This window comes from Streptomyces sp. NPDC059371, assembly GCF_042751995.1.
Taxonomy (GTDB): Bacteria; Actinomycetota; Actinomycetes; order Streptomycetales; family Streptomycetaceae; genus Streptomyces.
In genome coordinates this window covers 96,737-121,176 of the sequence record NZ_JBHYXD010000005.1, presented here as the reverse complement: position 1 = coordinate 121,176, position 24,440 = coordinate 96,737, and the positions used below count along the sequence as shown (strand labels likewise).

General features: G+C 69.4%; 22 protein-coding genes and 1 riboswitch. Of the genes, 7 read left to right on the top strand and 15 right to left on the bottom strand.

Annotated features, from left to right (window positions below):
- Nucleotides 1-29 precede the first annotated feature (29 nt).
- The 3 genes from ACFXGX_RS05035 to ACFXGX_RS05025 form a co-directional block, all read right to left on the bottom strand.
- Nucleotides 30-1,061 (bottom strand): NlpC/P60 family protein, encoded by a 1,032-nt coding sequence (locus ACFXGX_RS05035; protein WP_384784756.1) that lies wholly within the window; start codon nucleotides 1,059-1,061, stop codon nucleotides 30-32.
- 400 nt (nucleotides 1,062-1,461) lie between these two features.
- A complete protein-coding gene (locus ACFXGX_RS05030) occupies nucleotides 1,462-2,811 on the bottom strand; it encodes an NYN domain-containing protein (protein WP_384784754.1) in 1,350 nt (449 codons plus the stop codon).
- 36 nt (nucleotides 2,812-2,847) lie between these two features.
- Nucleotides 2,848-3,087 (bottom strand): hypothetical protein, encoded by a 240-nt coding sequence (locus ACFXGX_RS05025; protein ID WP_355765848.1) that lies wholly within the window; start codon nucleotides 3,085-3,087, stop codon nucleotides 2,848-2,850.
- Between the two features lie 152 nt (nucleotides 3,088-3,239).
- On the opposite strand from ACFXGX_RS05025, the gene ACFXGX_RS05020 reads away from it, so the two are divergent.
- Nucleotides 3,240-3,995: a rhomboid family intramembrane serine protease gene (locus ACFXGX_RS05020; protein ID WP_384784752.1), complete on the top strand. Its 756-nt coding sequence runs from the start codon at nucleotides 3,240-3,242 to the stop codon at nucleotides 3,993-3,995.
- 41 nt (nucleotides 3,996-4,036) lie between these two features.
- On the top strand, nucleotides 4,037-4,318 hold the full coding sequence (locus tag ACFXGX_RS05015) for an Lrp/AsnC family transcriptional regulator (RefSeq protein WP_037624013.1): 282 nt from the start codon (nucleotides 4,037-4,039) through the stop codon (nucleotides 4,316-4,318).
- A 39-nt stretch (nucleotides 4,319-4,357) separates the two neighbouring features.
- On the opposite strand, the gene ACFXGX_RS05010 is transcribed toward ACFXGX_RS05015, so the two are convergent.
- From ACFXGX_RS05010 to ACFXGX_RS04985, 6 genes are all read right to left on the bottom strand, one after another.
- The gene (locus tag ACFXGX_RS05010) at nucleotides 4,358-5,719 is read right to left on the bottom strand and encodes an aminotransferase class V-fold PLP-dependent enzyme (RefSeq protein WP_384784750.1); all 1,362 of its coding nucleotides are present in this window, start codon (nucleotides 5,717-5,719) and stop codon (nucleotides 4,358-4,360) included.
- Between the two features lie 187 nt (nucleotides 5,720-5,906).
- A riboswitch (SAM riboswitch) is annotated at nucleotides 5,907-6,023 on the bottom strand.
- Nucleotides 6,024-6,108: 85 nt separating this feature from the next.
- Nucleotides 6,109-7,173 carry an anthranilate phosphoribosyltransferase gene (trpD, locus tag ACFXGX_RS05005; protein ID WP_384784748.1) on the bottom strand — a complete coding sequence of 355 codons (1,065 nt, stop codon included), beginning with the start codon at nucleotides 7,171-7,173 and terminating at the stop codon, nucleotides 6,109-6,111.
- Between the two features lie 170 nt (nucleotides 7,174-7,343).
- Nucleotides 7,344-8,984, bottom strand: a complete 1,641-nt coding sequence (locus tag ACFXGX_RS05000) for a cytochrome bc complex cytochrome b subunit (protein WP_384784746.1) — start codon at nucleotides 8,982-8,984, stop codon at nucleotides 7,344-7,346.
- Nucleotides 8,981-10,057, bottom strand: coding sequence for a Rieske 2Fe-2S domain-containing protein (locus tag ACFXGX_RS04995; RefSeq protein ID WP_384784744.1), 1,077 nt, complete (start codon nucleotides 10,055-10,057; stop codon nucleotides 8,981-8,983). The genes ACFXGX_RS05000 and ACFXGX_RS04995 overlap by 4 nt, the downstream gene beginning before the upstream one ends.
- On the bottom strand, nucleotides 10,054-10,863 hold the full coding sequence (locus ACFXGX_RS04990) for a c-type cytochrome (protein ID WP_384784742.1): 810 nt from the start codon (nucleotides 10,861-10,863) through the stop codon (nucleotides 10,054-10,056). Before ACFXGX_RS04990 ends, ACFXGX_RS04995 begins: the two co-directional genes overlap by 4 nt.
- A 64-nt stretch (nucleotides 10,864-10,927) precedes the next feature.
- Nucleotides 10,928-11,548, bottom strand: a complete 621-nt coding sequence (locus tag ACFXGX_RS04985) for a heme-copper oxidase subunit III (RefSeq protein ID WP_328453310.1) — start codon at nucleotides 11,546-11,548, stop codon at nucleotides 10,928-10,930.
- Nucleotides 11,549-11,750: 202 nt separating this feature from the next.
- Here ACFXGX_RS04985 and ACFXGX_RS04980 point away from each other — a divergent pair, with 202 nt between their 5' ends.
- Nucleotides 11,751-12,152, top strand: a complete 402-nt coding sequence (locus ACFXGX_RS04980; protein ID WP_384784740.1) for a hypothetical protein — start codon at nucleotides 11,751-11,753, stop codon at nucleotides 12,150-12,152.
- 86 nt (nucleotides 12,153-12,238) lie between these two features.
- Here ACFXGX_RS04980 and ACFXGX_RS04975 read toward each other — a convergent pair whose 3' ends face one another.
- The 4 genes from ACFXGX_RS04975 to coxB all read right to left on the bottom strand — a co-directional run bounded on the left by ACFXGX_RS04975 (nucleotide 12,239) and on the right by coxB (nucleotide 16,731).
- On the bottom strand, nucleotides 12,239-13,510 hold the full coding sequence (locus ACFXGX_RS04975) for an Ig-like domain-containing protein (RefSeq protein WP_384784738.1): 1,272 nt from the start codon (nucleotides 13,508-13,510) through the stop codon (nucleotides 12,239-12,241).
- Nucleotides 13,511-13,640: 130 nt separating this feature from the next.
- The gene (locus ACFXGX_RS04970; RefSeq protein ID WP_355765877.1) at nucleotides 13,641-14,039 is read right to left on the bottom strand and encodes a cytochrome c oxidase subunit 4; all 399 of its coding nucleotides are present in this window, start codon (nucleotides 14,037-14,039) and stop codon (nucleotides 13,641-13,643) included.
- A complete protein-coding gene (gene ctaD, locus ACFXGX_RS04965) occupies nucleotides 14,036-15,769 on the bottom strand; it encodes a cytochrome c oxidase subunit I (RefSeq protein ID WP_384784736.1) in 1,734 nt (577 codons plus the stop codon). Before ctaD ends, ACFXGX_RS04970 begins: the two co-directional genes overlap by 4 nt.
- Complete coding sequence (gene coxB / locus ACFXGX_RS04960; RefSeq protein WP_355765883.1) at nucleotides 15,766-16,731, bottom strand: cytochrome c oxidase subunit II; 966 nt, start codon at nucleotides 16,729-16,731, stop codon at nucleotides 15,766-15,768. Before coxB ends, ctaD begins: the two co-directional genes overlap by 4 nt.
- Nucleotides 16,732-17,029: 298 nt before the next feature.
- Here coxB and ACFXGX_RS04955 point away from each other — a divergent pair, with 298 nt between their 5' ends.
- On the top strand, nucleotides 17,030-18,412 hold the full coding sequence (locus tag ACFXGX_RS04955) for a cysteine desulfurase/sulfurtransferase TusA family protein (protein WP_384784733.1): 1,383 nt from the start codon (nucleotides 17,030-17,032) through the stop codon (nucleotides 18,410-18,412).
- Nucleotides 18,413-18,556: 144 nt separating this feature from the next.
- Here the strand turns inward: ACFXGX_RS04955 and ACFXGX_RS04950 are convergent, their stop codons facing one another.
- Nucleotides 18,557-19,531: a carbohydrate kinase family protein gene (locus ACFXGX_RS04950; RefSeq protein ID WP_384784731.1), complete on the bottom strand. Its 975-nt coding sequence runs from the start codon at nucleotides 19,529-19,531 to the stop codon at nucleotides 18,557-18,559.
- 133 nt (nucleotides 19,532-19,664) lie between these two features.
- Here ACFXGX_RS04950 and ACFXGX_RS04945 point away from each other — a divergent pair, with 133 nt between their 5' ends.
- The gene (locus ACFXGX_RS04945) at nucleotides 19,665-19,886 is read left to right on the top strand and encodes a hypothetical protein (RefSeq protein WP_384784729.1); all 222 of its coding nucleotides are present in this window, start codon (nucleotides 19,665-19,667) and stop codon (nucleotides 19,884-19,886) included.
- A gap of 235 nt (nucleotides 19,887-20,121) precedes the next feature.
- On the top strand, nucleotides 20,122-22,320 hold the full coding sequence (locus ACFXGX_RS04940) for a hypothetical protein (protein WP_384784726.1): 2,199 nt from the start codon (nucleotides 20,122-20,124) through the stop codon (nucleotides 22,318-22,320).
- Between the two features lie 121 nt (nucleotides 22,321-22,441).
- On the opposite strand, the gene ACFXGX_RS04935 is transcribed toward ACFXGX_RS04940, so the two are convergent.
- On the bottom strand, nucleotides 22,442-22,798 hold the full coding sequence (locus ACFXGX_RS04935) for an iron-sulfur cluster assembly accessory protein (RefSeq protein WP_261706957.1): 357 nt from the start codon (nucleotides 22,796-22,798) through the stop codon (nucleotides 22,442-22,444).
- 336 nt (nucleotides 22,799-23,134) lie between these two features.
- Between ACFXGX_RS04935 and nadA the strand changes: the two genes are divergently transcribed.
- Complete coding sequence (nadA, locus tag ACFXGX_RS04930) at nucleotides 23,135-24,319, top strand: quinolinate synthase NadA (protein WP_384784724.1); 1,185 nt, start codon at nucleotides 23,135-23,137, stop codon at nucleotides 24,317-24,319.
- Nucleotides 24,320-24,440 lie beyond the last annotated feature (121 nt).

The window sequence follows — 24,440 nt, the reverse complement described above, 5'->3', positions numbered from 1 at the left end:
CGCATCCCGTGCGGGACCGCCCGTCCGGATCAGATCCGGACGCCGAACTGGAAGGGCATGTTGCCGATCGCCTCGTAGCGGACGACCGCGCCGGTGTGCGGGGCGTGCAGCACCTGGCCGTTGCCCGCGTAGAGACCGACGTGGTGCTGGTCGCCGTAGAAGATGACCAGGTCGCCGACCTGGAGATCGCCCTGCGAGTAGATGCGGGTGCCCGCGTTGGCCTGGGCCTCCGAGGTGCGGGGTATGGTCACGCCGGCCTGGGCGTAGGCCCAGGAGGTGAGGCCCGAGCAGTCGAACGAGCTGGGGCCGGAGGCGCCGTAGACGTACGGGGAGCCGATCGCGCCCTGGGCGGCCGCGAACGCGGCGCCGGCACGGCCCGAGCCCTTGCTGTTGCCGAGGTCGACGCGCTCGCTGGCGCGGGTGGCGCGCTCCTGCTCCTTGGTGGCCAGCGCCGCCTTCTCCTGCGCGGTCAGCGTGTTGAGGAGCTTCTGCGCGGAGCCCAGCTTGCTCTGGACTTCCTTCTTCTTCTTGGCGAGCTCGGCCCGGGTGTCGGCGAGGTCCTTGAGCTTCGCGGAGGCCTCGGCGCGCTGCTGGGCGAGCGAACGCTGCTTCCCCTGGACCTTCTTGAGCGACTCGACCTGCTGAGCGCTCAGCTGGTCCATGGCCGAGGCCTTGTCCAGGAAGTCGTCCGGGTCCGAGGAGAGGAAGAGGGCCACGGAGGGGTCGATGCCGCCGGTGCGGTACTGGGCACTGGCCATCGAACCGAGACCGTCACGCAGCTCGTTGAGCTCTTCCTGGCCACGGGCGACGTTGTCCTGGAGAGCGCTGATCTGCTTCTGCAGCTTCTGCTGCTTCTCCTTGGCGCCGTCAAGCTTCTCCGTGGCCTGTTCGGCCTCTTCGTAGAGCTTGTCGACCTTGGTCTTGACCTCGTCCTTGTTGGGCTTCTCGGACGGCGCCGCGTTGGCGGCGTTGGCGCTGAGGACAACAGCGGCAGCGGCGGCGGTGGTGAGCACGGTCACACGGGTGCGGCTCGGCTGCTTGGGTCGACGGTGGGACGCCACGAAGGCGAGCTCCTTCTTCCTCCAGCCGCCTGCCGAAAACGCCGACGGGCGGTGCTCCTCCACCGTCACTCCTCATGAGTGATCACCCTAGTTGGAGGTTCGAGGCATGACCCTAGTGACCTACTTGTGATCAGTTCAAATCCAAACCTGAAAATTCTTTGTCACGGAGAGCATTCTTTGCCATCAACTCACCTGCAGTGATGTTCGATTGACACTACGTCGCGTGAAAGTCCGACGAATTCGGGCATCAGGCCTAGACGTTACGCATGGTACGTAGGGGGCTCACGCGACTTAGGGAACCGATCGCCGACCGCACGGAACCCACCCCGTGAAGCGGAGCGAAAAGGTCCGAAAGAGATGAAAAAGGAAAAGAACGCTCAGCCGCGCGAGCGGCGCATGCTCAGCCGCGCGAGAAGCGCTTGAGGAGCACCACCGACGCCACCGGCCGGGCACCCGCCTTGGCGATCCCGTCGGCCACCTCACGGTCGGTCGAGACGACGATGACCGGGCGGCCGGGCGGCTCGGCCCGCACGAGCTGACGGATCAGCTCGTCCGCCGTGACGCCGGGCTTGGAGAAGAGCACCCGCACCCCGCGCGGGGGCGCGAGCAGCACCGGCGCGGCCAGTTCGGCCCCGTCGAAGACACAGGTGACCTCGGCGCCGGTCTGCGCGGCGAGCTGCGAGAGCTGCCCGAGCAGCCGCAGCCGCTGCTTCTCCAGCGGCATCTGGGGATAGCCGGTCTTGGTGACGTTGTAGCCGTCGACGACCAGATGCGCCTGGGGCAGCGCGAGCAACTGGTCCAGGATCGCGGGGTCGTTCTCGGACAGCGCGCGGGTGGCGATGTCCTTCGGGGTCATCCGTCCCGGTTCGACCGCCTCGACCGTCTCCGCGGGCCGCACGGAGACGGGAGGCAACGCCAGTTCCCGGCGCAGCCCCTGGGCCGCCTCCAGGACCGTGTCGAGCAGCAGCCGCACCCGCATGTCCTCGACGCTGCGCCCCTCGCGGGCCGCCTTGCGGGTGGCCTCCAGGGCCGCCTCGGCCTCCGAGAGCCGCGCCTTGAGGCGCCGCGTCTCGCTCTCGGCCGCGGACACCTGCGCCTGGCTCTCCGCCTTCGCCCCGTCCGTCTCGGCCTGGAGCTTGCGCAGGGCCGCCTCACCGCGCTTGACGTCGCTGAGGGCCCCGCGCAGCTTGCGGTGAAGCGATTCCGCTTCTTTCCTGGCCGACTCCGTTTCCGTACGCAGCCGTTCGGTCTCGGCGCGGGTCTGCCCGCGGGCCTCCGCGAGTTCCGCGCGCAGCCGGTCCAGTTCGGCGCGGCTCTCCTCGCCGGCACGCTCGGCGTCCGCCCGCAGGGCCTCCTCGCCCGCGGCGGTCACGAGCTTCACCCAGCCGGCCGGGCGCACGACATAGGCCGCGGCCGCCACGTCCAGCGGATCCGCGGCCGGGGGCGGCGCGCCCGAGTCGAGAGCGCCGACGAGCTCGGACTGGGTCTCTCTGAGCTTCTCGGCGATGCGCTGTCTGAACAGCGGGTCCGTCTCCAGCGCCGCCGCCATCGCGTTACCGGCGAACTTGACGCGGCGATTGGGGGCGAACCGGGCGTACTGCCTCAATTGCACGGGCAGTTCGGACATCGTCAGTCCGCCGAAACCGTCCGAGACGATCTGCACGACCCGACGGCGCACGCCGTCGGGCAGCGGACGGTCGAGCACCTCGGCGGTGCCGTCGTCCGGCTCCCCGCCTGTGGTCTCCACCATCCGTTTCACCCCAATATCCGTGCGGGGCCCGCTCCGTCAGGAGCCGGCGCCCGGCCTGTCCACGAGTTCGACCTGATCCACCGCGTTGCACCAACGGCACCGCACCGCCTCGATGGTCTCACTGACCACCTCGCGCTCCTCGACCTTCGGCTCACCGGCCAGGTCCAGGTGCACATACTCGACGACCTTCGACGAGCGCGTCACGTCGAAACGCGTGAGGTTGCCGCAGAGGGTGCAGCGCCAGCGGGTCTTGGCATCGGGCAGGGGAACCGTCATAGGGCAGCCGCTTTCCTTCTAGTGTCCGTCCGGCGCAGGTTTCCCGGCGCTTTGGCTCGTAACCCTACGGCCTGGCGGGTACTCGACGCTCGGGTGTCCGTGGCGGCGAGGCGGTCTGTGTGCATTGGCGCGGTTACGTCATGCTCTGCACCATGATCGGCAATTGGAGTGCGACGGTCGGCAGGGCGCTGCGGAGCCGGTCCGCGCCGGTGACGTACGCACTGATCGTCCTGTGCTGTCTGATCTTCGTGATCGGTCCCGCCTCGGGGCTCGATCCCGCGTACGGCACCGGGGACGAGCTGCTGGTCGCGCAGCGGGCGTATTTCCGCCGCTGGGGCGTGGTGCCGTCCGCCCTGTTCGACGGGTCGCCGGGCGAGGCGCTCACGCCGGCGACCGCCCTGTTCATCCACGGAAGCTGGCTTCATCTCCTGGGCAACATGCTCTTCTTCTACGTCTTCGGGCTCATGACCGAGGAGCGCATGGGCCATCTGGAGTTCGCCCTCTTCTACCTGGGCTGCGGGTATCTGGCCCTGCTCGGGTACGCCGCCGCCAACGCGACCGCGCAGCAGTCCCTGGTCGGGGCCTCCGGGGCGATCTCCGCGGTGCTCGGCGCGTTCCTCTATCTTTTCCCCAAGGCCCGGGTGACCAGTCTCTTCCCGTTCCTCTTCTTCCTGCCGCTGCGGTTCCCGGCCTGGGTGGTCCTGCCGTTCTGGTTCACCCTGCAGTGGCTGGCGGCGGAGCGCAGCAGCTCGGGTCCCGGGGTCGCCTACCTGGCACACCTCGTGGGCTTCTCGCTGGGTTTCGTCTACGCGTGGGCGCGCTTCCGGCGCCGCCGGGCCGTCGTGCCCGTCCGGGGGGTCCTGCCGGGGCCCCCGGTGGAGCGGCCGGGTCCCGTGGACCGCGAGTAGGGTGAGATCCCCAGCAGCGGCCCCTAGGGAGAGAACCAGCCGTGATCACCGCGATCGTCCTCATCAAGACCAGCGTGGACCGCATCCCCGAGATCGCCGAGTCGATCGCGTCGCTGGAGAGCGTCAGCGAGGTCTTCTCCGTCACCGGCACCTACGACCTGATCGCCATGGTCCGGGTCCAGGCCCACGACGACCTGGCGGACGTGATCCCCGGCAAGATCAGCAAGATCCCGGGTGTCGAGGCGACGGACACGCACGTGGCGTTCCGTACGTACTCCCAGCACGACCTGGAGGCGGCGTTCGCGATCGGTCTCGACTCCTGACCGACGCGGCGCCGCCTCCGGGCGGAGCTGCCTCGGGCGTCAGACGGCCGGGACGCAGCGGCCGTCCTCGGTGCGGTACTGCCAGCGCGCGCCGTCCCTGACGAGTTCGCGCACCGCGCGGACGAACCGCTCGACGTGCTCGTCGGGGGTGCCGGCCCCGAAGCTGACGCGGATGGCGTTGAGGGACTTCTCGCCGGGGGCCGCCTCGGGGGCTCCGCACTCCCCCGCGGTCTCCGGGTCGCTGCCGAGCAGTGTGCGGACGAGCGGGTGGGCGCAGAAGAGGCCGTCGCGTACCCCGATGCCGTACTCGGCGGAGAGCGCGGCCGCGAAGTGCGAGCTGTTCCAGCCCTCGACGACGAAGGAGATGACGCCGACCCGCGGGGCGTCGTCACCGAAGAGGGAGAGGACGCGGACCTCGGGGACCTCGGCGAGTCCCTCGCGGACGGTGCGGATCAGGTGCTGCTCGCGGGCGAGCAGGTTGTCGAAGCCCTCGTCGGTGAGCGCCTTGCAGGCCGACGCGATCGAGTAGGCGCCGATGACGTTCGGCGAGCCGGCCTCGTGGCGGGCGGCGCTGTCGTGCCACTCCACGTCCACGCCGCCGTCCGCGCGCCGGGTGACCTTGCGGCTGGCCCCGCCGCCCGCGAGGTAGGGGTCGGCCTCGCGCAGCCAGTCGGAGCGGCCCGCGAGGACACCGGAGCCGAAGGGCGCGTACAGCTTGTGCCCGGAGAAGGCGACCCAGTCGACGTCGAGGTCCTGGAGCGACACCGGGTGGTGCGGGGCGAGCTGCGCCGCGTCGAGGACGATGCGGGCGCCGTGGGCGTGCGCGGCCGTGGCCAGCTCCCGCACCGGCCACAGCTCACCGGTGACGTTCGAGGCTCCGGTGACGCAGACCAGGGCCGGTCCGTGAGGGTCACGGGCGGCGAGGGCGCGCTCCAGGGTCTCGACGGCCTCGGCGGGGGTGCGCGGGGCGTTCAGGTAGGTCACCCGGGCGTCGCGCCAGGGCAGCAGCGAGGCGTGGTGCTCGGTCTCGAAGACGAAGACCTGGCAGCCGGCCGGGAGGGCCGCGGCGAGCAGGTTGAGCGAGTCGGTGGTGGAGCGGGTGAAGACCACCTGGTCGGCGGCGCGGCAGTCGAGGAACTCCGCGACGGTCCTGCGGGCGTTCTCGAAGAGGTCGGTGGAGAGCTGCGAGAGGTATCCGGCGCCCCGGTGGACGCTGCCGTAGTACGGCGCGTACGCGGCCACGTCGTCCCACACCCGCTGGAGGGCGGGCGCGCTGGCGGCGTAGTCGAGAGCCGCGTAGGTCACCTCGCCGCCGGTGACGAGCGGGACGGTGACATCCCGGCCGAGAACGGGCAAGGGGGCACAAACGGTCTGGTCGGCGGCAACGGTGGAAACAGACATGGCGAGCTCCTGTGAGAGGCAGGCGGAATCACCGCGCGAGCCGGCCGCCGGAAGACGGCGCTCAGCGCGGGAAAAGGGTGAAAAGGGCGTGCGGAGGCGGGGCTCGGCGCCCTAACGCATTCGCTTGCTCACAGAAGGCTCCCTCGAACGACCAGGACCCCTGGTTGTCCGCCCGGAGAGCGGGAGGGGTCCGCGCTTGCCGTAGGCCTCGCTGCCTACGACCTGGTCTTCACCCGGGGCACCCCGCCACGGACGGAGGGTTGCCGGACAGCCGGCCGGGGCCTGATGGCTGTCACTCATGACCTGGTACAGCATCTTGCCAGAGGATCTTCCCCGCGCAAGACGCAGTCCACGATCCGGACTGCGTCTCGCGCGGGATCCCGGGTGGCTCAGGCGTTGCTGGCGGCCACCCAGCGCTCCAGGGTGCGCTTGGCGGCGCCGGAGTCGATCGCCTCGGCGGCCTTCTCCATTCCGGCGCGGAGTTGGTCGGCGAGCGGCGCGCCGGCCGGCGACAGGGCCACCAGGGCGGCCGCCGAGTTCAGCAGGACCGCGTCCCGTACGGGCCCCTTCTCGCCGTCCAGGAGGCGCCGGGCGACCTCCGCGTTGTACGAGGCGTCGGCGCCCCGCAGGGCCTCCACCGGGACGATGTCGAGCCCTACGTCGCGGGGGTCGAAGCGCTCCTCGGTGACCTTGCCGTCGCGGACGACCCAGACGTGGGAACCGCCGGTGGTGGTCAGCTCGTCGAGGCCGTCGTCGCCGCGGAAGACGAGCGAGGAGTTGCCGCGCTCGGCGAACACGCCCGCCACGATCGGCGCCATCCGGGCATCGGCGACGCCGACCGCCTGGGCCTTCACCCGCGCCGGGTTGGTCAGCGGTCCGAGCACGTTGAAGGTGGTCCGGATGCCCAACTGGCCGCGGGCCGCCGCCACATGACGCAGCGCCGGGTGGAACTTGACCGCGAAGCAGAAGGTGATCCCGGCCTCCTCGGCCACCTGGGCGACCCGGCTCACCGGCAGTTGGAGATTGACGCCGAGCTTCTCCAGGACGTCCGACGCCCCGGACGCGGAGGACGCCGCCCGGTTGCCGTGCTTGACGACCTTGGCGCCGGTGCCGGCCACCACGATCGAGGACATCGTGGAGATGTTGACGGTCTTCGCGCCGTCGCCGCCCGTTCCGACGATGTCGACGGTGTGTCCGGGCACCTCGATCACATTGGCGTGCTCGTACATCGCCCGGACGAGTCCGGCGATCTCCTGGACGGTCTCGCCCTTGGCCCGCAGGGCCACCACGAACCCGGCGATCTGCGCGTCGGTCGCCTCGCCGCGCATGATGCGGTCCATGGCCCAGGCCGTGTCGTCCGCGCTCTGGTCGCGGCCTTCGAGCAGTCCGTTCAGTACCGCGGGCCAGGAACGGCCCGCCGCGGTGTCGCCTCCAGCGGGGTTCACAGCGCTCATGGTCGCTCCTGGGTTCGTGGGTCACGCGGTCGCGGGTGACACGGGTCGTGGGTGACGCGGGGTGGATCGCCCCGCACCACCGGGTGAGTCCACCCTATCCAGCCCGGGGGACGGCAAAGAGCCCCGTCCGTGTCATGGACGGGGCTCAAGCCGTGGCGATCAGCCGGGGATCAGTGGTGGCCGTGGCCGCTCGCGATCTCCTTGTACTCCTCGACGGTGGGCTTGGGGATCTGGCCTTCCTCCCCGTAGAAGCCCTGGCTCATCTTGGCGCGCAGCTTCTGCGTGCCCGAGACCTTGCGCTCGACACCGTTCTCGTCGACCGTCGGGCCGATCTCGGCCGGCTTGTACTGGTCGTGCGCGGTGAGCGTGTGCAGCGCGTCCTGGCTGAGCGGCTCGTGGACCTCGATGAACTCACCGTGCGGCAGGCGCTTGATGATGCCCGACTCGCGGCCGTGCAGCACCTTGTCCCGGTCCCGGCGCTGGAGGCCGAGGCAGATCCGCTTGGTGGCGATGAAGGTCAGCACCGGTACGACGAAGAAGGCGATCCGCACGAACCAGGTGATCGAGTTGATCGCCAGGTGGAAGTGCGTGGCCCAGATGTCGTTGCCGCCGCCGACGAGCAGGACGAAGTACCAGCTGATCCAGGCGACACCGAACGCGGTCCGGGTCGGGACGTTGCGCGGGCGGTCCAGGATGTGGTGCTCGCGCTTGTCGCCGGTGACCCAGGACTCGATGAACGGGTAGACCGCGATCGCGACCAGGACCAGCGGGAAGATGACCAGCGGGATGAACACGCCCAGGACGAGCGTGTGACCCCAGAGGTTGATCTCCCAGCCCGGCATGACACGGATCAGGCCTTCGGAGAAGCCCATGTACCAGTCGGGCTGGGCGCCCGTGGACACCTGGTCCGGACGGTAGGGGCCCAACGACCAGATCGGGTTGATCGAGGCGATCGCCGCGATGGCCGCGATGACACCGAAGACCAGGAAGAAGAAGCCTCCGGCCTTGGCCATGTAGACCGGCAGCAGCGGCATGCCGACGACGTTGTTGTTCGTCTTGCCGGGGCCCGCGAACTGCGTGTGCTTGTGGTAGAAGACCAGGATCAGGTGGCCGACGACCAGGCCGAGCATGATGCCCGGCAGCAGCAGCACGTGCACCGAGTAGAAGCGGGCCACGAAGTCGCCGCCCGGGAACTCGCCGCCGAACAGGAAGAACGACAGGTACGTGCCGACGATCGGCACGGACAGGACCGCGCCCTCCATGAAGCGGACACCGGTGCCGGAGAGCAGGTCGTCCGGGAGCGAGTAACCGGTGAAGCCGGTGAACATGCCGAGGACGAACAGCAGGAACCCGAAGACCCAGTTGACCTCACGGGGCTTGCGGAACGCACCCGTGAAGAACACGCGCATCATGTGCACGAACATGCCGGCGAGGAAGACCAGCGCGGCCCAGTGGTGGATCTGACGGATCAGCAGACCACCGCGCACATCGAAGGAGATGTGCATGGTCGAGTTGAACGCCTCGGACATCAGCTGGCCCTGCAGCGGGACGTAGCTGCCGTGGTACTCCACCTCGTTCATCGAGGGGTGGAAGAACAGGGTCAGGTACACACCCGTGAGGATGATGATGATGAAGCTGTAGAGGCAGATCTCACCCAGCATGAACGACCAGTGGTCGGGGAAGATCTTGCGCATGTTGGACTTGGCCAGGGAGTAGATCCCGAGACGGCCGTCCGCCCAGTCGGCGACCCGCTCACCGGCGGGTGCCTTCTCGCGCGAGGAGCGCGAGTCGGAGGTGGTGGTAGTGCTCATCCGCGCTCCCAGAATGCAGGACCGACGGGCTCCTTGAAGTCGCTGAGGGCTTCGAGGTAGCCCTCAGCGTTCACGCCGATCTGCAGCTGCGGCAGGGCGTGACCCGCCGGGCCGAAGATGACCCGGGCACCGTCGGAGAGGTCGAAGGTGGACTGGTGGCACGGGCACAGCGCGTGGTGCGTCTGCTGCTCGTACAGGGAGATCGGGCAGCCGACGTGGGTGCAGATCTTCGAGTACGCCACGATGCCCTGGTAGGACCACTCGAGTTCCTGCTTGTCCTTGATGTCGTCCGGCTGGAGCCGGATGATCATCAGGGCCGCCTTGGCGATCTCCTTCTGGAAGTCCTCGTCGTGCTCCTCCAGGCCCTCGGGCTTGGCGAAGGTGAGCGAACCGACGGCCAGGTCCGAGGGACGCAGCGGCTCGTTGGTGTTCATGTTGACGAGGAGCTTGCCCTTGGACCACAGCGTGTGGCGCAGCTTCGTGCCGGGCAGCGGGCCGAGGTCGCGCAGCAGGATGACGCCGGAGAGCGGGAACAGGGCCAGCGCGCCGAACATCGTGTTGCGGATCAGCTTGCGGCGGCCGAGCGCGGACTCCCTGGCGCCGTCCTTGAAGTCGGCCAGGACCTTGGCCTTGACCGCGGGCTCCGCCTCGATCGGGTGACGCTCGTCGGCGATCTCCACGTCGGACATCAGGGTGCGGGCCCAGTGGACCGCGCCCGCGCCGATCGCGAACAACGCCACACCGAGGCACATGCCCAGCGCGAAGTTCAGCGCGCTGATGTGCCCGATCGGGAACACGAAGATCGACTTGTCGTTCGGGATCGCCACGTAGGAGGCGATGAAGCCGACGGTGGCAACCATCGACAGCACGAACAACAGGGCGACCAGACGCTCGGACCGCTTGGCGGCCCGCTCGTCGATGTCCTGGATGCGGTGCTCGTGGGGCGGCAGCCCCGGGTCCGCGAACGGGTTCTGCTCGTCCGCGACGGCTACCGGACCGTGACCGTGACCTGCGTGGTCGTCGGAGGCCCGCTCGGCGGGCACGTTCTCTTCTGGAATGTCTTGGCTACTCATGACTTCTTGGCCTTTGCGGTCCGAGCGGCGACCCAGACGGCGACGGCGATCAGGGTTCCGAGACCGAAGACCCAGCCGAACAGGCCCTCGCTGACCGGCCCGAGGCCGCCCAGCTCAAGACCGCCCGGGCTCTCGGTGTCGTCACCGTTGACCGCGTCGAGGTACGCGATGATGTCCTGCTTGTTCTTCTCCGTCAGCGTGGTGTCGGGGAAGGACGGCATGTTCTGCGGGCCCGTCTGCATGGCCTCGTAGATGTGCTTCGGGTCGACACCCTCCAGGCTCGGCGCGAACTTGCCGTGTGTCAGCGCGCCGCCCTTGCCGGTGAAGTTGTGGCACTGGGCGCAGTTGCTGCGGAAGAGTTCACCGCCCTTGGCGATGTCCGCGCCCTCGGGGCTGACCTGGTTCTTGGTCGGGATCGCGGGGCCGGCGCCGAGCGAGGCGATGTAGGCCGCGAGCTGGTCGATCTCGGCCTGGGTGTAGATCACCTTCTTGCGCGGGATCTGAGCGCCGGGCTGCTGGGCCGGCATACGGCCGGTGCCGACCTGGAAGTCGACCGCCGCGGCGCCCACACCCACCAGGCTCGGACCGTCGGAGCTGCCCTGACCGCCGGTGCCGTGGCAGCTTGCGCAGCCCACGGAGTACAGCTTCTGGCCCTCGGTGATACCGAGGGACTGGGCGGTTTCGTCGGCCTGCGCCTTGCCCGCGGGTGCGAACGCGGCGTACAGCCCCCCGGTGGCCGCCAGCGCGAGGAGTAGGACGACGACCGCCGCCAGCGGATGGCGTCGTCGTGCGGAGAGCTTTTTCACGGATTACCCCGGTGTCAGGATCTTCTGCGTCGGTGCTTCTGGATGTTTCGGGCGGTGAGCCCGATTACTTGATCAGGTAGATCGTGGCGAAAAGGCCGATCCAGACGACATCGACGAAGTGCCAGTAGTAGGACACGACGATGGCGGCGGTCGCCTGCTCGTGAGTGAACCTCCGAGCCGCGTAGGTGCGACCGAGGACCAGCAGGAAGGCGATGAGTCCGCCCGTCACATGCAGTCCGTGGAAGCCGGTGGTCAGGTAGAACACCGAGCCGTACGGGTCGGAGGAGAGCGAGAGCCCGTCCTTCTTGACCAGTTCGGTGTACTCGAAGACCTGACCGCCGATGAAGATCGCACCCATGATGAAGGTGACGATGAACCACATCCTGAGCTTCTTCACGTCCCCGCGCTCGGCGGCGAAGACGCCGAGCTGGCAGGTCAGGGAGGAGAGCACCAGGATCGTGGTGTTCGTCGCCGAGAACGGAAGGTTCAGGCTGGACGCCATTTCCTTCCAGTGATCCGGCCCGGTCACCGATCGCAGGGTGAAGTACATCGCGAAGAGGGCCGCGAAGAACATCAGCTCGGAACTCAGCCAGATGATGGTTCCGACGCTGGTGAGGTTCGGCCGATTGACCGACGGGTGCGCGTGCCCGGTTTCTACTGTCGTTGCTGTCGCCACGACCGACATTATGTCGGTCGCTTATCCCGCCCTCACGCCGGGGGGTGCCGTTCGGGGTGTTGACCGGGTGTGTCCAGCCCGGATGGACCATCGAAGCCGTGTCCGAACCGGTGTTGACGAGGTGTTCAAGGGAGTAGCATCCGCGCATCGGGCCGGGGACGATCAGCCCGACCGCAGGATGTCCGTACGACGCTGACGTCTCGGAGGAAGAATGCAGCCGACCGCCACGGTGCTGGTCTACAGCGACAACTCCAACACCCGCGCGCAGGTGCGGCTCGCCACCGGGCGCAGGCCCGCCCCGGACGCTCCCCTCGTCGAGTTCGTCGAGTGTGCGACGCCGGACGCCGTCATCAGGGAGCTCGACAAGGGCGGCATCGACGTCTGTGTCCTGGACGGCGAGGCGGTGCCGATGGGCGGCATGGGGGTGTGCCGGCAGATCAAGGACGAGATCTTCAACTGCCCGCCCGCGCTGGTGCTCATCGGGCGCCCTCAGGACGCCTGGCTGGCCACCTGGAGCCGTGCCGACGCCGCGGTGACCCTGCCGGTCGACCCGGTGGAGTTCGCCGCCTCACTGGCCTCCCTGCTGCGTCGCAGGAATCTTCTGAGCGCCTGAGTCACCCGCGCCCCGCCAGGGCCTGCCCGCGCCCCTCCCGTCGTCCGTACGGCGGAGGATCGGCGGACAGGCCCAGGGGCGCGGTCTCACACGCTCTCGGGGCGCAGTCTGGCGCGCTGGGCGGGGCTGGGGGCGTCCGGGGAACCGGCTACGATCGCGCTGCCCTCGCGCCAGTTCTTCCAGTCGAGGTTCCAGTCGCCGAAGCCGTTGCCGAACGCGTCCATCGTCTTGCCGTCGGAGTTGACGACCTTGACGATGTCGCCCTCGTTGAACGTGTTGAAGAACCACTCGGCGTTCTCGGTGCTCATGCCGGTGCAGCCGTGGCTGACGTTGGCGTACCCCTGGGAGCCGGTCGACCAGGGCGCGGCGTGGACGTACTCACCGCTCCAGGTGACCCTGGTCGCATAGCGCACCTCCAGGTCGTAGGAGTCCGAACTGCCCTCGGCTATGCCGATGCTGGTACCGCGCATCCGTACGAGGGACTCCTTGCCGAGCACGACCTTGACGCCGTTGCGGGTGTCGAAGCCGGGCTTGCCCGTGGTGACGGGGATCTCCTTGATGTCCTGGCCGTTGCGGTAGACGGTCATGGAGTGGGTGGCGGCGTCGGTCAGGGCGACCAGGCTGTCGCCCGTGGTGATCTTCACAGTCTTGGCGTCGCCGCCCCACAGGCGTGTGCCGATCCTGAGGCCGGCGAGGTTGCTGTGGGCCGTGACGACGGCGTGGGCGGGCCAGTACTCCTTGGGACGGTAGTGCAGCGTCTTGTCGTCCACCCAGTGCCAGGCGCCGTCCACCGCGGGGGTGGAGTCGACCCGGAGGGCGCGTTCGACGATCGTGCGGGCCGCCTTGTCCTTGACGGGGGCGCTGAGTTCGGCGGTTATCGGCTGGCCGACGCCGTACTTGCCCGTCTTGGGCCCGAACTCGACGTTCAGCAGCTTCTTCGTCTTCGGCGTACTGGTGTCGAAGCCGATGACCTTGCGGCCGGGGGCGCCGTCCTCGTCCTCGGTGCTGACGCGCACCGTGTAGTGGGCGCCCGCGGCGAGGGGTGAGGTGCTGTGCCATCGGCTGCCGTCGGCGGCCAGTTCGCCCGTGACGTAGCGGCCCGACGCATCCGTGGCGGTCACGTCGGTGATGCGCCCCTCGTCACTCTCGGAGGTGATTTCCAGGGGCTTGTCGGGGTCGACCTTGGTCTGCTTCTTGCTGTCCTCGGAGAGGCCCTTGAACGAGATCTGTCCCGCCGCGTCGTACGGCTTCGCCGAGAGCGGGTGGTCGTCGGAGCCGCAGGCTGCGGCGCCCGCGCCGAGGGCGACCACCAGCGCGGTGCAGCTGACGACCGTGCGGATTCGCGGTGAGTGGTTCATGAGTCCACGCTATGGACGCCCGTCAAGGACGGCGCGCCGGGTGAGCCGAGCGAGGGACAAAAGTCGCGGCAAACGAGGGAGCCCGGACTCTCCTGACGGAGTGTCCGGGCTCCCGGGTGTTCAGCGCGTGCTACTGGGTGCGGTTCTCACCGTGGTAGTACTCGAAGACCCAGCCCCACAGGCCGAGCATGATCAGCGGCGCCGAGAAGTACAGCAGCCACCAGCCGAAGACGACGCCCAGGAAGGCGAGCGCGCCACCGGTGCCGAGCGCGAGCGGCTGCCAGCTGTGCGGGCTGAAGAAGCCCACCTCGCCGGCCTCGTCCGCGACGTCGGCCTCCTTGTCGTCCTGCGCCATGGCGTCGACCCGCCGGGCCGTGAAGGCCAGGTAGTAGCCGATCATCATGCTCAGGCCGAAGCCCATGAAGAGGGCCGTGGTGCCGGCCGGCTCCTTGGACCAGACGCCGTAGACGATCCCCATGATGAGGATGAACAGCGCCAGCCAGATGAACATCTTGCCTTGGACCTTCACTTGCCGGCCTCCTTTCCGCCAGGAAGGGCCGACGAACCGTGACCGGCGTTCTCGAGCTGGTCGAGGGCGGCGATCTCCGGGTGGTGCAGGTCGAACGCCGGGGATTCACTGCGGATCCGCGGCAGGGTGAGGAAGTTGTGCCGCGGCGGCGGGCAGGAGGTCGCCCACTCGAGCGAACGGCCGTAACCCCACGGGTCGTCGACCTCGACCTTCTTGCCGTACTTGGCCGTCTTCCACACGTTGTAGAGGAACGGCAGGATCGACAGGCCGAGCAGGAACGAGCTGATCGTCGAGACCGTGTTCAGCGCGGTGAAGCCGTCTGCCGCGAGGTAGTCCGCGTAACGACGCGGCATGCCCTCGGCACCCAGCCAGTGCTGCACCAGGAACGTGCCGTGGAAGCCCACGAACAGCGTCCAGAAGGTGACCTTGCCGAGACGCTCGTCGAGCATCTTGCCCGTCATCTTCGGCCACCAGAAGTGGAAGCCGGAGAACATCGCGAACACCACGGTGCCGAACACGACGTAGTGGAAGTGCGCCACCACGAAGTAGGAGTCGGACACGTGGAAGTCCATCGGCGGCGAGGCCAGGATGACGCCGGTCAGACCACCGAAGGTGAAGGTGATGAGGAAGCCGACGGCCCAGAGCATCGGTGTCTCGAAGGACAGCGAGCCCTTCCACATCGTTCCGATCCAGTTGAAGAACTTCACGCCGGTCGGTACGGCGATGAGGAACGTCATGAAGGAGAAGAACGGGAGCAGGACGCCACCGGTGACGTACATGTGGTGCGCCCACACGGTCACGGAGAGACCCGCGATCGCGATGGTCGCGCCGATCAGGCCCATGTAACCGAACATCGGCTTGCGCGAGAACACCGGGATGACTTCGGAGATGATGCCGAAGAACGGCAGCGCGATGATGTACACCTCTGGATGGCCGAAGAACCAGAAGAGGTGTTGCCAGAGCAAGGCTCCGCCGTTTGTCGCGTCGAAGACATGCGCACCGAATTTACGATCCGCCTCCAGGGCGAACAGCGCCGCGGCGAGGACGGGGAAGGCCAGCAGCACCAGAACCGCGGTGAGCAGGACGTTCCACACGAAGATCGGCATACGGAACATCGTCATGCCGGGAGCGCGCATGCAGATGATCGTGGTGATGAAGTTGACCGCGCCGAGGATGGTGCCGAAGCCGGAGAAGGCCAGACCCATGATCCACATGTCGGCGCCGATGCCCGGCGAGCGGACCGCGTCCGACAGCGGGCTGTAGGCGAACCAGCCGAAGTCGGCCGCGCCCTGCGGGGTGAGGAAGCCACCGACCGCGATCGTCGAGCCGAAGAGGTACAGCCAGTAGGCGAACATGTTCAGCCGCGGGAACGCCACGTCGGGCGCGCCGATCTGCAGCGGCATGATCCAGTTCGTGAAACCGGCGAAGAGCGGCGTCGCGAACATCAGCAGCATGATCGTGCCGTGCATCGTGAACGCCTGGTTGAACTGCTCGTTCGACATGATCTGCAGTCCGGGACGCGCCAGCTCGGCGCGCATGAGCAGCGCCATCACGCCGCCGACCAGGAAGAACGCGAACGACGTCACCAGATAGAGCGTGCCGATCGTCTTGTGGTCGGTGGTGGTGAGCCACTTGATCACAACGCTGCCGGGCTGCTTGCGCCGCACCGGCAGCTCGTTCTCGTACGAGTCTTCGGCGGCGGCACCCTGGGGTTCGTTGAGGATGCTCACAGGTTGTTCGTCTCCCGGTTCTTCTCGTGGCCCGTCTGCTCAATGCCGGCCGGGACGTAACCGGTCTGTCCCTTGGTCACGAGCTCCTTGAGGTGGGCCTCGTAGCGCTCGGGGGAGACGACCTTCACGTTGAAGAGCATCCGGGAGTGGTCGACGCCGCACAGCTCGGCGCACTTGCCCAGGAAGGTGCCCTCACGGTTGGGGGTCACCTGGAAGGAGTTGGTGTGGCCCGGGATGACGTCCTGCTTCATGAGGAACGGCACCACCCAGAAGGAGTGGATGACGTCACGCGAAGTGAGGATGAAACGGACCGTCTTGCCCTTGGGGAGCCAGAGGGTCGGACCCGGGTTGCCCGTCTGCGGGTTCCGCGTTGCGGGAGTGCCGACGTCGTAGACACCGCCGGCGTTCGCCGGGAAGTCCTTCTTGAACCGGTCCGGAATGGCGGCCAGGTTCGGGTCGGTCTTGGCGTTCCCGGAAGAACCGGGGACGTCCTCGACGTAGTTGAAGCCCCAGCTCCACTGGAAGCCGACCACGTTGACCGTGACGTCGGGCTTCGGCTTGAGGCTGAGAAGCTTCGTCTCGTCGCGTGCCGTGAAGTAGAACAGCACGGACACGATGATGAGCGGGACCACCGTGTACAGCGCCTCGATGGGCATGTTGTACCGGGTCTGCGGAGGAACTTCGACCTTGGTCCGGCTGCGCCGGTGGAAGATGACACTCCACAGGATCAGGCCCCAGACCAGCACGCCCGTGGCGAGCGCGGCCGCCCACGAGCCCTGCCAGAGGGAGAGGATCCGCGGAGCCTCCTCCGTGACCGGGGTGGGCATACCAAGGCGGGGGAAGTCTTCCCAGTTGTACGAGCAACCAGTGGCTGTCGCCAGGACCAGGCCCGCAGTCATTGCCTGCAGCAGCTTCCGCCGCATCGGGCGCCGCGGCGAGCGGTCGGAGCCGTTGGGACTCACGTAGCGCCTTCCCGAGAGTCTCGCCCGCGCTGTTGGCTGCGGCCTTCTCGCTGGTCGGTCGCCGCCCTGCGTCGGGCAGGGGTTTGGATGTTTATGCGGACCAAACCCTACTGGACGCTATTTGGGGTCGCGCGGGGAGGGTGCCCAACGCGCCGCCCGACTCCCCGAAGGAGTGCTGTTCGGCCTTCAATGCCTTGTCAGAGTACCTGGAATGCCCCGGTCCGGATGGCTTCTGACGCCCCCTTGGGAGGGCCGGCGGCGGGCGGGCACCTGCCCTCGCGGAGCTAGCGTGGGGGGCGTGTCCTACTTCGACGCCGCGTCCGCGGCCCCGCTGCATCCCGTCGCCCGGCAGGCCCTGCAGGCCTCGTTCGACGAGGGGTGGGCCGATCCCGCCCGTCTCTACCGTGAGGGAAGGAGGGCCCGGCTGCTCCTCGACGCGGCGCGCGAGGCGGCGGCCGAGGCGGTGGGCTGCCGCCCCGACGAGCTGGTCTTCACCCCCTCCGGCACCCACGCGGTGCACTCCGGGATCGAGGGTGCGCTGGCGGGCCGGCGGCGCGTCGGAGACCACCTGATCGTGTCAGCCGTCGAACATTCGTCGGTGCTCCATTCGGCGGACGCGCACGAGGCGTCGGGCGGTGCGGTGACCCGCGTTCAGGTCGCGCGCACCGGAAGGGTGTCCCCTTCTTCCTATGCCGAGGCCCTGGGCCCCGGCACCGCGCTGGCCTGCCTCCAGTCCGCCAACCACGAGGTGGGCACGGAGCAGCCGGTGGCCGAGGTGGCACAGATGTGCCGGGAGGCAGAGGTGCCGCTGCTGGTGGACGCGGCCCAGTCGCTGGGCTGGGGACGGGTGGAGGGCGACTGGTCCCTGCTGGCGGCGAGTGCCCACAAATGGGGCGGTCCCTCGGGTGTCGGCCTGCTCGTCGTGCGCAAGGGCGTACGGTTCGCGCCCCAAGGGCCAGCGGACGAGCGGGAGTCGGGGCGGGCGGCCGGGTTCGAGAACATCCCGGCGATCGTCGCCGCGGCGGCCTCGCTGCGTGCCGTCCAGGCGGAGGCGGCGGTGGAGGCGGCACGGCTGCGTGAACTGACGGAGCGGATCCGGACGCGGGTGCCCGCGCTGGTGCCGGACGTCGAGGTGGTCGGCGACGCGGTCCGCCGGCTCCCGGGGATCGTCACCTTCTCCTGTCTCTATGTCGACGGAGAGACTCTGCTGCACGAACTGGACCGCGCGGGCTTCTCGGTCTCCTCGGGCTCGTCCTGCACGAGCAGCACCCTGATCCCCAGCCATGTCCTGAAGGCCATGGGTGTCCTGAGCGAGGGCAATGTCCGGGTGTCGCTGCCGCCCGGCACCGCGGAGGAGGACGTCGACCGCTTCCTGTCGGTGCTCCCGGGTGCGGTCTCGGGCGTCCGCGAGAAGCTGGGGGCGCCGACGGCGGTGACGAAGGTGCCCGCGTCCGCCGACGCGCTGGTGGTCGACGCGCTGGGCAGGCGCTGCCCGATCCCCGTCATCGAGCTGGCCAAGGTCATCGGGGACGTGCCGCTCGGCGGCACGGTCCGGGTCCTGTCCGACGACGAGGCGGCCCGCCTCGACATCCCCGCGTGGTGCGAGATGCGGGGCCAGGAGTACGTCGGGGAGGAGCCGGCGGATCGCGGCTCGGCCTACGTGGTCCGCAGGCTGTCGTAGGCCGTCGCACCCCGTCGCGAACCGTTGCCCCGGCCTCCGCGGGAACCGGGCGGGCCCGCGCCCCCCGGACAGAGCTCCGGGCCCGCCCCCGTCGTACGGAGGCGGGCCCGGACCCGGTTCTGCCGAGCGGATGTCGGACAGGCTCTAGGACAGGTGCGCCCGGACCTCGGTGGCGGCGTCGTCGCCGTACGCCTTGGTGAAGCGGTCCATGAAGTGGGCACGGCTGAGCTGGTACTCCTGCGTGCCGACCGTCTCGATGACCAGGGTGGCGAGCATGCAGCCGACCTGCGCGGCGCGCTCCAGGCCGACGCCCCAGGCGAGACCGGAGAGGAAACCGGCGCGGAACGCGTCGCCGACGCCCGTCGGGTCCGCCTTGAGCTCCTCCTCGGGGCAGCCGACCTCGATCGGGTCCTGGCCGACGCGCTCGATGCGGACACCGCGCGAGCCGAGGGTGGTCACCCGGTGGCCGACCTTGGAGAGGATCTCCGCGTCGCTCCAGCCCGTCTTGGACTCGATGAGCCCCTTCTCGTACTCGTTCGAGAAGAGGAACGTCGCGCCGTCCAGCAGGACCCGGATCTCGTCGCCGTTCATGCGCGCGATCTGCTGCGAGAAGTCGGCGGCGAACGGGATCCCGCGCGAGCGGCACTCCTCGGTGTGGCGGAGCATCCCCTCGGGGTCGTCCGCTCCGATCAGGACGAGGTCGAGACCGCCGACCCGGTCCGCGACGGCCTTGAGCTCGATGAGGCGGGCCTCGCTCATCGCGCCCGTGTAGAACGAGCCGATCTGGTTGTGGTCGGCGTCCGTGGTGCACACGAAGCGCGCGGTGTGCAGCACCTCCGAGATGCGCACGGAGGCGGTGTCGACGCCGTGGCGGTCCAGCCAGGCGCGGTACTCGTCGAAGTCGGAACCCGCGGCTCCGACCAGGATCGGGCGGGTACCGAGCTGCCCCATGCCGAACGCGATGTTCGCGCCGACCCCGCCGCGGCGGACATCGAGGTTGTCGACCAGGAAGGAGAGGGAGACCGTGTGCAGCTGGTCCGCGACGAGCTGGTCGGCGAAACGGCCGGGAAAGGTCATGAGGTGGTCGGTGGCGATGGAGCCGGTGACTGCGATACGCACGGCTAGGACACGCTCCTGCGAGGGGAGGGGATTGACAGTTAACGCTACCGGGTCCGCACGCGACCCCTGAAGGGCCAAAACTACCCGATAGTAGATCTTTCTTCGTGACGGCAACGGTGCATACGGTTCCGGTATGACGAACCTCAAGGTCCACGGCACTGCTTCGCTCGGCCCGGTCGGCGACCTGGAAGGCGATCTGGCGTCGCTGCGCGGCGACTGCGCCCGGATGGCCGGTCACTGGTCGGCCCCCGCACCTGTTCCTCCGGTCCATGTCTCTCCCTCCCTCATCCACGGGGTGACCGTTCCGCCCGCCTCGGCGCGGCTGCTGGACGCGATGTCCGACTACGGCGACTGACCGGCGGCGTCCGTCCGGCGCCGCCGTTCGGGTGAGAGCCCGGCGGCGCCGAACGGGTGAGAGTTTCCGGCGGCGCCGAACGGGTGAAGAAGGGGTGCGCTCGCAGGGAACCGTGCGCTCCCCCGCTGCGTCCCATCGCCGTCCCCCGTAAAAGGGATGTGCCATACGACCCTGGAGTGCCCGTCATCGACAGGGCCGGGTCATGGGACTGCAGTGGAGCCGAAGGAGCGATGCGGTGAGCACCGAGCGACCCGACAACGACGCGACCGATCCCGCCGGGAGTCACGCCGAGGGTCCCGCCGAGGAGGCGACCGAGAACACCGCCGAGGCCGCCCCGGAGAACACCGCCGCGGATCCCGCCGGGAACCGGGCCGAGGACGCCGCCGCGGATCCCGCCGACAGCCCGGCGAAGGACCCCGCCGAGGACCGGACCGAGGTTTCCGCAGGGGACCGGGCCGAGAATCACGCCAAGGTTCCCGCAGGGGACCGGGCAGAGAGTTCCGCCGGGGACCGGGCAGAGGGTTCCGCCGGGGACCGGGCAGAGGGTTCCGCCGGGGACCGGGCAGAGGGTTCCGCCGGGGACGCGGCCGACGGGACGGTGGAGGCTGCCGCCGACGCGGCCGCTCCCGGCACGCGCGGCACCGTCGCGGGCTCCGGAGAGGAAGCCTCAGCGAATTCCGGCAAGAGCTCCGGCGAGGAAGCCGACGCGGGTTCCGGCAAGGGCTCCGGCGATTCCGGCTCCGCCGATTCCGCCGCTCTCCCCGCTTCCCCCGAGGGTGCCGACGCGGGTGTCCCGGAGGGCTCGGGCGACGGTGGGGCCGGGGAGGAGTCCCGGGACGAGCACCCCGAAGTCGCCGTCCTCGGGAACGGCTCGGGGACCGTCGACGGTGACGGGGCCGGTGGGGGCCGCCGGCGGAACACGCCGGTGCTCGTCGCCTCGGTCGTCGCCGCCGTGCTGCTCGTCGGGGGCGGCGGCGCCTACTTCGCCACGACGGCGTCCGGCGACGGCCGTTCCGGAACCCCCGGCGCCGACGGCACTCCCCCGCCGCTCGTCCTCGACGGCTACGCCGCGAGCACCACCGGCGACGGGTCCACGGGCGGTACGGCGGGCATCGCGCCCGGCGAGCCCAACCCCTACGGCACGACATACCGCGCGAGCGGCACGCTCCCCGCGGGCCCCGGCTCCGCGCACGTGCAGTGGGCCGAGGGCCGGGTGAGCCGCGCCGAGGTGGCGCGGCTCGCGAAGGCCCTGGGCCTGGCGGGAACGCCCCGGCTCGCCGGGGACGCCTGGACGGTCGGCACGGCCGCGGACGGCACCGAGCCCAATCTGCGGGTGACCGCGGACGCCCCGGGGACCTGGACCTACAGCTCCGCCCTGCCGGGAGGCGACAACTGCGTCAAGGTCACGGTCTGCGAGTCCGTGGGCTCCGGCTCCTCGGACTCCAGTTCCTCGGGCTCCAGTTCCTCCGGCTCCTCGGCCGGCTCCGCGCCGGGCCCGGTGAGCGAGGCGGCGGCCGAGAAGGCGGCGGCGCCCGTGCTGAAGGCGGTGGGCCAGGACGACGCGAAGCTCGACGCGAGCCAGCTCATGGACCGGGTACGGGTCGTGAACGCCGACCCGGTCGTGGGCGGACTGCCCACGTACGGCTGGACGACCGGCCTGCGGATCGGCACGGACGGTCATGTCGTGGGCGGCAGCGGCCAGTTGAAGATGCCGGTGGAGGGAGACGCGTACCCGGTCGTCGGCGCGCGGAAGACGCTGGACGAGATGAACGGGTCGGGGTCGGCGACGGGCGGCCACCGGCGCATGGGCATCGGCGGCTGCGCGAGCCCCGTACCGCTGAAGGACCGGGACGAGATGCCGTGCGAGCACCCCTCCCCGGAGCCGGGGGCGGCGGTGACCGTCGAGAAGGCCACCTTCGGACTGGCGGCGCAGCGCGCGAACGGGCGGCAGGCGCTGGTGCCGTCCTGGCTGTTCGAGGTGCGGGCGCCGGGCGCGCAGGACACGTACACGGTGACGCATCCGGCGGTCGACCCGGCGTTCCTGGCCTCGCCTGAATCGCCCGCGCCGCCGAGCGCGGACCCGACCGTGCCGGTGCCGTCCGGCGAGCCCTCCTCGCCGGCGGCCACGCGTGACGTCGGCGTCCAGGGCTACACCGCCGACGGCAGGGACCTGACGGTCGACTTCACCGGCGGGGTGTGCGCCCACTACACGGTGTCGGCGAGCGAGAGCTCGGGCAAGGTCACCGTGACCGTGACGGAGAAGCCCTGGAAGAACAAGGTCTGCATCATGATCGCCAAGTTCTACGAGAAGACCGTGCGCCTGGACGAGCCGCTGGGCGGCCGCGAGGTCGTCGGGAGCGACGGCAAGGCGGTGCACCACGGACACGTCGGCATCCCCGAGGCCTCGGGAGCCGCGTCGGCCGGGCCGCGGTAACGGCCGGCCGGTCCCGGACACACGAAGGCGGCGCCCCCCCTCACAGGGGGACGCCGCCTTCGTCCGTACTCCGCGTATACGCGCCTTCGCCACGGGCCGTGGACCAGGCCCCGGGGGCGGACTAGCTGAAGGAGTCGCCGCAGGCGCAGGAGCCCGTCGCGTTCGGGTTGTCGATCGTGAAGCCCTGCTTCTCGATGGTGTCGACGAAGTCGATCGAGGCGCCGCCCAGGTACGGGGCGCTCATGCGGTCGGTGACGACCTTCACACCGTCGAAGTCCTTGAGGACATCGCCGTCGAGCGAGCGCTCGTCGAAGAAGAGCTGGTACCGCAGGCCGGAGCAGCCGCCGGGCTGAACGGCGACGCGCAGCGCCAGGTCCTCGCGGCCTTCCTGGTCGAGCAGGGCCTTGACCTTGGCAGCGGCGGCGTCGGACAGGATGATGCCGTCGCTCACGGTGGTGGTCTCGTCCGATACGGACATCTGCTTCTCTCCCGGGTTGTACGGAGACTGCTTGCCGACGGTTGCAACCGGCGGGGCCGCGGATTCATTCCGGGCCGAGCTCATGTCTTGTGCCTTCTCTCTTCATGCTCGCACATGCTCCCGCGCACGAACACATGCCTGTGGACAACCCCACTGACACCCGGGTGTCACCCGCCGGAGAGGCAATCGGGATTCACGTCACATGGACGCTATGGCCATCGTCAACGTGACGTGAAGCGGTTATGATAGATAGCGTCAAATAGACGAAAAGGCATCGTACCGCCGGCCCGCTCCGCCAGGAGCCCGGCGACCCGCAGAACAGAAAGGGTGCGTGTCGTGACCACCGCCCAGACCCAGGAGCTCGACGTACAGCCGACGCCCCTCGCCCTGCTGCTGCTCGGCCGCCAGGCCGACCCGAAGAGCGAGCGTGGCGTCGAGTGCCCCGGCGACCTGCCCTCGCCGTCCGACCCGGACCTGGTCGAACGCGCGCGGGCGGCCAAGGAGAAGCTCGGCGACAAGGTCTTCGTGCTCGGCCACCACTACCAGCGCGACGAGGTCATCCAGTTCGCTGACGTCACGGGTGACTCCTTCAAGCTGGCCCGTGACGCGGCGGCCCGCCCGGAGGCCGAGTACATCGTCTTCTGCGGTGTGCACTTCATGGCCGAGTCCGCCGACATCCTCACGGGCGACGCCCAGAAGGTCGTCCTGCCGGACCTCGCCGCGGGCTGCTCGATGGCCGACATGGCCACCGCCGAGCAGGTCGCCGAGTGCTGGGACGTCCTGACCGAGGCCGGCATCGCCGAGCGGGTCGTGCCCGTCTCGTACATGAACTCGTCCGCGGACATCAAGGCGTTCACCGGCAAGCACGGCGGCACGATCTGTACGTCGTCGAACGCCCAGCGGGCCCTGGAGTGGGCCTTCGAGCAGGGTTCGCAGGTGCTGTTCCTGCCCGACCAGCACCTCGGCCGCAACACCGCCGTCCGCGACATGGGCATGTCCCTGGACGACTGCGTGCTCTACAACCCGCACAAGCCGAACGGCGGGCTGACCGCGGAGGAGCTGCGCGGCGCGAAGATGATCCTGTGGCGCGGCCACTGCTCGGTGCACGGCCGCTTCAGCGTGGACTCGGTGAACGACGTGCGGGAGCGCATCCCGGGCGTCAACGTCCTCGTGCACCCCGAGTGCAAGCACGAGGTCGTCGCGGCGGCGGACTACGTCGGCTCCACGGAGTACATCATCAAGGCCCTGGAGGCCGCCCCGGCCGGCTCCAAGTGGGCGATCGGCACGGAGCTGAACCTCGTACGTCGTCTCGCGAACCGGGGCGCGCCCGAGGGCAAGGAGATCGTCTTCCTCGACAAGACGGTCTGCTTCTGCTCCACGATGAACCGCATCGACCTGCCCCACCTGGTGTGGACCCTGGAGTCCCTCGCCGAGGGCAACCTCGTCAACCGCATCGAGGTCGACAAGGAGACCGAGGCGTTCGCGAAGCTGGCGCTGGAGCGGATGCTGGCGCTGCCGTAGCCGCCGCTGCCCCCGCACGTACGTGACATCGAAGAGGGGGGGGGGGGGGGGGGGGGGGGGGGGGGGGGGGTTTTTTTGTGGTGTGGGGGAGACAACCCGCCGCGCCCCGGCGGCGCGGGGA

Excerpts from the sequence above, each read along its gene's own strand:
- ACFXGX_RS04975 (WP_384784738.1), bottom strand. The coding sequence starts at position 13,510 with ATGAACCACTCACCGCGAATCCGCACGGTCGTCAGCTGCACCGCGCTG.
- ACFXGX_RS05025 (WP_355765848.1), bottom strand. The coding sequence starts at position 3,087 with ATGACGGTTCCCCTGCCCGATGCCAAGACCCGCTGGCGCTGCACCCTC.
- ACFXGX_RS05000 (WP_384784746.1), bottom strand. The coding sequence starts at position 8,984 with ATGAGCACTACCACCACCTCCGACTCGCGCTCCTCGCGCGAGAAGGCA.
- trpD (WP_384784748.1), bottom strand. The coding sequence starts at position 7,173 with ATGAGCGCTGTGAACCCCGCTGGAGGCGACACCGCGGCGGGCCGTTCC.
- ACFXGX_RS05030 (WP_384784754.1), bottom strand. The coding sequence starts at position 2,811 with ATGGTGGAGACCACAGGCGGGGAGCCGGACGACGGCACCGCCGAGGTG.
- ACFXGX_RS05020 (WP_384784752.1), top strand. The coding sequence starts at position 3,240 with ATGATCGGCAATTGGAGTGCGACGGTCGGCAGGGCGCTGCGGAGCCGG.
- ACFXGX_RS04945 (WP_384784729.1), top strand. The coding sequence starts at position 19,665 with ATGACGAACCTCAAGGTCCACGGCACTGCTTCGCTCGGCCCGGTCGGC.
- ACFXGX_RS04985 (WP_328453310.1), bottom strand. The coding sequence starts at position 11,548 with ATGTCGGTCGTGGCGACAGCAACGACAGTAGAAACCGGGCACGCGCAC.
- ACFXGX_RS05010 (WP_384784750.1), bottom strand. The coding sequence starts at position 5,719 with ATGTCTGTTTCCACCGTTGCCGCCGACCAGACCGTTTGTGCCCCCTTG.
- ACFXGX_RS04980 (WP_384784740.1), top strand. The coding sequence starts at position 11,751 with ATGCAGCCGACCGCCACGGTGCTGGTCTACAGCGACAACTCCAACACC.
- ACFXGX_RS04995 (WP_384784744.1), bottom strand. The coding sequence starts at position 10,057 with ATGAGTAGCCAAGACATTCCAGAAGAGAACGTGCCCGCCGAGCGGGCC.
- ACFXGX_RS04935 (WP_261706957.1), bottom strand. The coding sequence starts at position 22,798 with ATGTCCGTATCGGACGAGACCACCACCGTGAGCGACGGCATCATCCTG.